7 protein-coding genes are annotated in these 7,334 nt (G+C 72.6%); 3 read left to right on the forward strand and 4 right to left on the reverse strand.

From position 1 onward, the window contains the following. The first annotated feature begins 124 nt into the window (after positions 1-124). The 3 genes from VGD85_RS20845 to VGD85_RS20855 all read left to right on the forward strand — a co-directional run bounded on the left by VGD85_RS20845 (position 125) and on the right by VGD85_RS20855 (position 2,171). The gene (locus VGD85_RS20845; RefSeq protein ID WP_331065348.1) at positions 125-820 is read left to right on the forward strand and encodes a RibD family protein; all 696 of its coding nucleotides are present in this window, start codon (positions 125-127) and stop codon (positions 818-820) included. Next, positions 817-1,419, forward strand: coding sequence for a GTP cyclohydrolase II (locus tag VGD85_RS20850; RefSeq protein ID WP_331065349.1), 603 nt, complete (start codon positions 817-819; stop codon positions 1,417-1,419). Before VGD85_RS20845 ends, VGD85_RS20850 begins: the two co-directional genes overlap by 4 nt. Before the next feature lie 107 nt (positions 1,420-1,526). Beyond that, complete coding sequence (locus VGD85_RS20855; RefSeq protein WP_331065350.1) at positions 1,527-2,171, forward strand: GNAT family N-acetyltransferase; 645 nt, start codon at positions 1,527-1,529, stop codon at positions 2,169-2,171. Between the two features lie 16 nt (positions 2,172-2,187). Here the strand turns inward: VGD85_RS20855 and VGD85_RS20860 are convergent, their stop codons facing one another. The 4 genes from VGD85_RS20860 to VGD85_RS20875 form a co-directional block, all read right to left on the reverse strand. After that, positions 2,188-3,348, reverse strand: a complete 1,161-nt coding sequence (locus tag VGD85_RS20860) for an endo-1,4-beta-xylanase (RefSeq protein ID WP_331065351.1) — start codon at positions 3,346-3,348, stop codon at positions 2,188-2,190. A 31-nt stretch (positions 3,349-3,379) separates the two neighbouring features. Next, positions 3,380-5,293, reverse strand: a complete 1,914-nt coding sequence (locus VGD85_RS20865) for a hypothetical protein (protein WP_331065352.1) — start codon at positions 5,291-5,293, stop codon at positions 3,380-3,382. 50 nt (positions 5,294-5,343) lie between these two features. Further along, positions 5,344-5,745 carry a hypothetical protein gene (locus VGD85_RS20870; protein WP_331065353.1) on the reverse strand — a complete coding sequence of 134 codons (402 nt, stop codon included), beginning with the start codon at positions 5,743-5,745 and terminating at the stop codon, positions 5,344-5,346. A gap of 246 nt (positions 5,746-5,991) precedes the next feature. Continuing rightward, positions 5,992-7,334, reverse strand: a 1,343-nt coding sequence (locus tag VGD85_RS20875) for an MXAN_6640 family putative metalloprotease (RefSeq protein ID WP_331065354.1), incomplete at its 5' end; no start/stop codon positions are given.

The raw sequence follows: 7,334 nt of genomic DNA on the forward strand, positions 1-7,334 counted from the left end.
TGGGCCTTCGCCGGCGCCGGGCTGGGCGCCGCGCAGGGCGCGACGGTCGCGGTCGTGTACGGCGTGCTCGCGCTGGCCGCCACCCTGCCCGGCGCGGTCCTGCTGACCCGGGGGGTGCTCGCCCGTGCCTGACCGGCCCTACACCCTGCTCAGCTGCGGCATGTCGTTGGACGGCTACCTCGACAGCGCCACCGACCAGCGCCTGATCCTGTCCAACGAGGCCGACCTCGACCGGGTCGACGCCGTCCGGGCCGAGTCCGACGCGATCCTCGTCGGGGCCGCCACCGTCCGCAACGACAACCCGCGGCTGCTGGTGCGCAAGCAGGAGCGGCGCGACGACCGGGTGGCGCGCGGACTGAAGCCCTCGCCGCTCAAGGTGACCGTGACGTGCCGCGGCCGGCTCGACCCGCACGGCCGGTTCTTCACCACCGGCGACTCCGAGAAGCTCGTCTACTGCGGCTCCGGCGTCGCCGGCGAGGCGCGCTCGCGGCTCGGCGCGGTCGCGACGGTCGTCGACGGGGGAGCGCGCGTCACGATGCGCCGGATGAGCGAGGACCTGCATGCGCGTGGGGTGCGCCGGCTGATGGTCGAGGGCGGCGGCACCATCCACACCCAGTTCCTCGCGGACGACCTCGCCGACGAGCTGCACCTGGTCGTGGCGCCGTTCTTCGTCGGCGACTCCCGGGCACCCCGGTTCGTCGCGGACGGACCGTTCCCGTTCCAGCAGGACCGGCCGGCCCGGCTGGTCGACGTGCGCCGCATCGGCGAGGTGGTCCTGCTGCGCTACGCGCTGTCCGCGCGGTTCGAGGACGCCCGATGAGGGCCACGCTCCGCACCGAGCTGCTGGTGCCGCTGCGTCTCGCGGACGGTTGGTCCAGCCTCGCGCGGGTGTTCACGTTCGAGGGGCTCACCGACCCCGGGGAGCATCTTGCGCTCCGGCTCGGCGAGCCCGGCGACGTACCGCTCGTGCGGCTGCACAGCGAGTGCCTCACCGGCGACGTCTTCGGCAGCGAGCGCTGCGACTGCGGCCCGCAGCTGCACGAGGCGTTCCGCCGCGTCGAGGCCGTCGGCGGGTACGTCCTCTACCTCCGGCAGGAGGGCCGCGGCATCGGGCTCTACCCCAAGCTCGACGCGTACGCCCTCCAGGACGCGGGCCTCGACACCTTCGAGGCCAACCGCGCCCTCGGGTATGCCGAGGACGAGCGCGACTACACGGTCGCCGCGCAGATGCTCACCGCGCTGGGCGTCGATCGCGTGGCGCTGCTGACCAACAACCCCGACAAGGCCGAGCAGCTCGCCCTGGCCGGCATCACGGTCGCGGCGCGGGTGCCGACCGCCGTGCACCGCTCCGAGGCCAACGCCCGTTACCTCGCCGCCAAGGCTCAACACGCAGACCACACCCTCGACCTGGGAGCGTGACCGCGGACGCCGGCGGTCCGATGGTCACACATGTCGCGCGTACGTGCGGCCGCCGAGGTCTGGTCGCAGGACGTCAGCTCGATCGCGGCTTCAAGGGCTCGACAGGGATGACGTCCCGGGAGGACGCCGATCCACCCACCGACATGTCGGCGGCCGGGAATGCCGCGGCGCCGGCGAGCGCTCTGGATGGCATGGAGCACCAGGTGGTCGTGTCGGGGGACCGCATCGAGACGGCTCGTCTCGTGCTGCGGCCGTGGACGCCGGCGGACGCACCGGCCGCGCTGGCGATCTATGGCGCCGAGGACGTGACCCGGTGGCTGAGCCCGGCCGTGGACCGGGTCACCGACCTCGCCCACATGGAGGAGCTGCTCACCCGCTGGAGCACTCAGGAGCTCGAGCCGCCGCAGCGCCGTTGGGCCGTCGAGCTCCGCGAGGGCGGGTCGCTCGTCGGGAGCACGACGCTGCGCGCGTTGCCGCCGGGCGAGGAGGACCTGGAGGTGGGCTGGCAGCTCGCGCCCACGCATTGGGGCCACGGGTATGCCACGGAGGCCGCCCACGCTGTCGCGCACTACGCGTTCGACAGCGGTGCCGAGGAGGTGTTCTCGGTGGTCCGGCCGCGCAATGTCCGCGGTGTCGCGACCGCGCGCCGGATCGGCATGGAGTGGGTGGGGGAGACCGACAAGTACTACGACCTGCGGCTGCAGGTCTACCGGCTCCGCAAGGGCGATCTCGACCTGCCGCCCGGCCGCTGACCCGGCGGCCGACCGGTCACCACAACGGTGCGCGGTGCGGCGCGTGCCGCAACGCCGTGCGGATCGCGGCGTACGCCGGCTTCGGCCGCAACCGCCGGTCGAAGGCCAGTGGGCGGCGGTGTCTGCCGTCGGGCCGGGGCCGGTCCTCCTCGAGCCAGGTGTAGCGATCGGTCAGCCCGAACGTGACGACGGACTTCACCGCGGTCTCGTCGAGGGTGACGTCGAGGTAGCGGCGGTAGACGTCGGCGACCGCACGGTCGCGGCGTCCGGCGTCGGCCGGCAGGCCGTGGTCGAGGACGTCGAGCTCGGTGACCAGGATCGTCAGCCCACGATCGGCGAGCTCACGCAGGAAAGCGCGATAGCCGCGCTCGTCGAACCGCCGGCCGAACTCGTGCGCATCCAGGTGCCCCTGGATCCCGGCCGCCTGGATCGGCACGCCCCGCCCGAGCAGATGGTCCACGGCGGTCAGGAAGGCCCGACGTCGTGCGCTCGCCCGATCGTGGGGGCCGGCGTCGGTCTCGAACCCGTACTCGTTGAGGATCCGCAGCGCACCCGGGTCCTCGTCGCGGGTCACCTCGAAGCAGGCGGCGACGTACGCCGGCCCGATCGTGTGCCACCACGGCACATCCCGGCGCAGGCCGTGCCGGTCGGCGTGCCGCGGCGCGGTGACCTCGTTGGCGACGACCCAGGCGCCCATCCGGCCCCGGTAGTGCGCGACCTCTGCCCGGACCACCCCGTACAGCAGGCGCCTCGCCTGTCGCCGGTCGAGCTCCCACAGGTCCGCCTCGGTCCAACCGGGGCCGAACCCCTGGTCCCAGACGAGGTGGGCGCCGATGACGCGCTGCCGGTGGCGCTCGGCGAACCCGACGACCCGGTCACCGCGCCGGAACGCGAGGTCCGCGTGGGGAGCAGGCTTGAGCCGGTGCCACAGCAGGTCGTCCTCGGTGAGCAGGACGCCGGCCTCCCGAGCGTGCAGCCGGCGGTAGCCGGGGTCGAGCTGCCAGGTCGCGATCGAGGATCCGAACGCGAGACCGCGGCGCTCGGCCAGGCGCCGCAGGGGGACGGGGCGGGTGCCGGCGAGGGCCGGGTCGGCCAGGGCCACCGGTGCGAGTACTGCACCGGCGAGCACCGCCCGGCGAGACGGCGCCGGCCGGTCCCCCGTCGAGAGCCGAACCACCCGTTCGACGCTACCGTCCCGCCCCGTCGGATCAGGTGCAGAAGCCGAACGTCTGCGGCTGCCCGGCCTTGATCAGCTCGTTCCAGCTCAACCCGTGCAGCACCCAGGTGCCGGTGGCCGAGGTGAACGAGTCGCTGGTCGCGTTCCAGAAGTTCGTGGGCTGCGTGGTCAGCCAGTACGTCGACGAGGTCAGCCCGGGCGTCGTGTGGTCGATGGTGGCGCGCCACTTGATGAACTCGGTGGAGGTGGTCGACACGGTGACGTTCGCGCAGTACTGCCCGCCGCCGGAGCTGGTGACGGTGGCCGAGACCGTGGCGTCGACGAGCTCCGCGTTGGCGTTCGTCGGCGCGCAGTAGCCGAAGGTCGTCGGCTGCCCGGCCTTGATCAGCTCGTTGCTGCTGGTCCCCTTCAGCACCCACGTCCCGGTGCCCGCGGTGAACGAGATGCTGGTCGCGTTCCAGAAGTTCGTGGGCTGCGCCGTGAGCCAGTACACGCCGTTGGTCAGCCCCGCGGTCGTGTGGTCGATGGTCGCGCGCCACTTGATGAACGTGGTCGACAGCGTCGAGACCGTCACGTCGGCGCAGTACTGCCCGCCGCCGGAGCTCGTGACGGCCGCGGTCACGGTCGCGTCGACCAGCGGGGACGCGGCCGACATCGGCGCGCAGTAGCTCCAGCTGGCCGGGCTGCTCGCCCGGATGTACTCGTTGCTCCCGGAGCCGCGGACCAGCCACGTGCCCGTGCCGCCGTCGAAGGAGATCGTCGTCGCGTTGCTCGTGTTGGTCGGCTCCGCGGCCAGCCAGTAGTTGTTGTCGGTCAGCCCGGGCGTGCTGTGGTCGATCGTCACCCGCCACCGGATCCAGTCGGTCGACGTCGTCGTGACCGCGACCGTCGCGCAGTACTGGCCGCCACCGGAGCTCGTCACGGTGGCGACGGCGGTGGCGTCGGCGAGGTCGGGAGGGGTCCGGGCGCCGCAGTATCCCCAGACGTACGACGCGCCCGCGGCCAGCACCGCGTTGAACGCGACACCCTTGACCCGCCACAGGTCGGGCTGGAACGACACCGTGGTGACGTTCCACGACGACGAGACCGAGGTGGCGTTGTACGGCTGCTGGGAGATGTTGAGGGTGATCTCCCACTCGACGGCCTGGTCGGCGTGGTTGGTGACCGTGACGGTCGCGCAGTACTCCAGCGCCGTCTCGCTCGTGAGGACCTGCTCGTAGGAGACCGGGTTGGCCGCGATCGAGCTCGGGACCGTGAAGGCCTGCAGGTCGGTCGACGTGAGGGCTCCGACCGGGGCCGCCTGCGCCCCCGTGGTGCTCAGGGCGGCGGCCAGCGCCGTACCGACCACCGTCGCCCGCAGCGCGACCGTGGCCGAGGGGGTGGGGCGGCGGTGACGCCGGCGGGGACCGGCGTCACCGCCCGGGGGTGGGGGTCCCCCGCGCCGGCGTGCCCACCCGAACACCGAGGCGCCGGTGAGCAGGCCGGAGACCAGTGCGAGCAGCAGTGGGGACCCGAACCAGCGCAGCACGATCCCGCCGCGCGGCACGCGCAGCACCACGCGACCCCGGATGTCCTCGTCGGTCGGTCGCCACGGATCGAGGTGCTGGTTGTTGTCACCCTGGGTCAGGTGCGAGCCGTCCGGCTGCACCTCGACGACCCGGTGCACGACCTTCAGCCCGGCCCCCGGCTCCCCGGCGGGGATGCCGTAGACGATCGGCGTCCCCACCGGGTAGGCGTCGGCGCGCCAGGTCAGCACCAGGTCGCCGGGGTCGTACGTCGGCAGCATCGACGGCCCGGACACGACCGTGACCCCGAGCCGGGCGGGGCCCCACGGTCCCGGGACGCTCACCGCGAGCACCCCGAGCATCACGCCCCACCGGAGCACGCTGAACAGGCGACGCGGCCACCTCCGCCGTCGCCTGGTCCGCTCGATCACGAGCTCCATGTGCCCCCCGGCTCACCGACGGCGCCCTCCCCGCGCCGCCGACGGGCCCGTCAGCCGCTGATGACCACGGCCAGGTCGGTCACGTCGGCCGCCGCAGCCGCCACGACGAAGTCGGCCGTCCGCTGGTCCAGGAGTCCCGTGTAGACGGGGGTGGCGACATCGGCCTCGTCCAGAGAGGCCGTGCCGTCGCTGAGCGTGATCTTGACCCGCTGGCCGATGCAGGCGGCAGCCACGTTGCTGAGCGTGACGGTCGTGACGTCGTACTCCTCGCTCGTGGCGTTGTACGACGTGGTGTAGCTGACGTCGATCCCGTCGCTGTCGCAGGGTGCGACGACGGTGGTTCCGGCGGCCAGGTCGGTCGAGTTGACGGTGCCGATCGAGGCCGCCGAGGCGACGACCGCGGCGGCGGCCGCGCCTCCCGCGCCGAGCGCGAGAACGAGCTGCTTGGACATCTGTACTCCCTAGTCTGCCCCTCCCAGGGCGCTACAGAAGTAAGTCGCGCGAGCATGCTCCATCAGACCGCCCCCAGCGCGGCATGCGTGCGCATGCTGCGACTTCCCTCCTCTGATGACCGTCGCCCGAGTGACGGCTGTGATACGCGTCACTCATACCACCGGTCTAGCCCTCCGGACCAGACCCCCCGGGCCAGACCTCCTCGGGGGTCTAGACCTCTCGTGGGGGCGGGACGGGTGCGGGGCTCAGCGCTTGGCGCGGCGGACCACCGCGTGCAGGTCGAACTTCGCCTGGTTGTCGCGCGCCCGGCCCTGGCAGGACCAGTCGGTGCGGTGCCAGCAGGAGAACCGGGTCGAGGCGTTGACCAGCACGACCGTCACCGACTTCACGCGCACCTTCGGCAGGGAGAGGACGGCCGCGCCGCGGCCGCGGTCGTTCAGCCGGACCGTACGCCGGTCGACGCCGCGCTTGGTCCGCACGACGAGGCTGACCCCGGGGTCGGTCTTCGCGGCCGGGCCGTCGACCGCGACCTTGAGCTGCCACCGCTTGCCCGCGAGGGCCCCGTCGGGGCGCACCACGACGCTGCGTGCCGCCATGTGGTTGATCTTCAGGGTGGTGGCGCCGCGCGGGTCGGCCTTCGTGAGCGCCCAGGTCTTCGCCGGCGACGGTGCCGACCAGCCCTCGCCCTCGGCGTAGCTGCGCGCCGGGGTGATGTTGGCGGAGGCGAAGGAGCGGTAGACGCTCGGGAACCCGCCGCGCTTGCTCAGCACGGTCTTGACCGCGGCGGTGGAGTACTGACGCCCGGAGCCCGGGTACGCGCCGGCCTTGGTCCAGATCGAGCGGACGATGCCGTTGCCGAACCGCTGCGAGAGGTACTCGAAGAACAGCCAGTTGCCGTACTGGTTGAACCGCTGCTGGTTGAACAGGTCCAGCGGCTGCGCCGGGGCGCCGAGCTGGCCGTAGGGGAGGTACTGGCGGTTGTCGTTGACGTTGTCGGCGATCCGCTCCTCCATCCAGGTCGCGGACGCCTCCATGAGCCACGGGTCCTCGCCGTAGTCGTAGGCGAACTGCACCGCGTGGAAGAACTCGTGTGCGCCGGTGACCCGCAGGCTCGCCCGCGGCGGGGCGTTGTACTGCGCCTGGGCGAAGTCGTTGTCGAGCACGCAGTAGCCCGAGGCGAGCCACTTCTGGTTCGGCGCCTGGCGCTCGGGGACGCAGTAGCCGTAGAGGCCCCGGCTGCCGAGCTCCTTGAGGTAGACGTCGAACTTCGAGTCGCCCCCGCGCCGGCGGTCGCTGATCGGGGCGCGGTAGCCCATCTTCTTGACCTCGGTGCGCCAGACCTTGTTCATGAACGCGAGGTTGATGTCGACCCAGTCCTGGCTCGGCGGCGCATCGGCGGTGCTGGTCACCCAGTGCAGGCACAGGTGGCTGCGGCACTTCTTCTCGGCCGGCACCGTGTAGCCGTCGCCGAGCCGGTCGGCCGCCCCGTCGGTGGGACGCGCGAGCAGGCCCTGGGCCGTGCGCCGACCTGCGGCGTCGAGCCCCGGCAGGGCCCGGAACAGGTCGCGCAGCGCCAGCGTGGCGTCCG

It is taken from the genome of Nocardioides sp., from assembly GCF_036401255.1.
GTDB lineage: Bacteria > Actinomycetota > Actinomycetes > Propionibacteriales > Nocardioidaceae > Nocardioides.

What these genes read in the sequence shown, in the direction of transcription:
- VGD85_RS20850 (WP_331065349.1), top strand. Translation starts at nt 817, where the DNA reads ATGAGGGCCACGCTCCGCACCGAGCTGCTGGTGCCGCTGCGTCTCGCG.
- VGD85_RS20855 (WP_331065350.1), top strand. Translation starts at nt 1,527, where the DNA reads ATGACGTCCCGGGAGGACGCCGATCCACCCACCGACATGTCGGCGGCC.
- VGD85_RS20865 (WP_331065352.1), bottom strand. Translation starts at nt 5,293, where the DNA reads ATGGAGCTCGTGATCGAGCGGACCAGGCGACGGCGGAGGTGGCCGCGT.
- VGD85_RS20870 (WP_331065353.1), bottom strand. Translation starts at nt 5,745, where the DNA reads ATGTCCAAGCAGCTCGTTCTCGCGCTCGGCGCGGGAGGCGCGGCCGCC.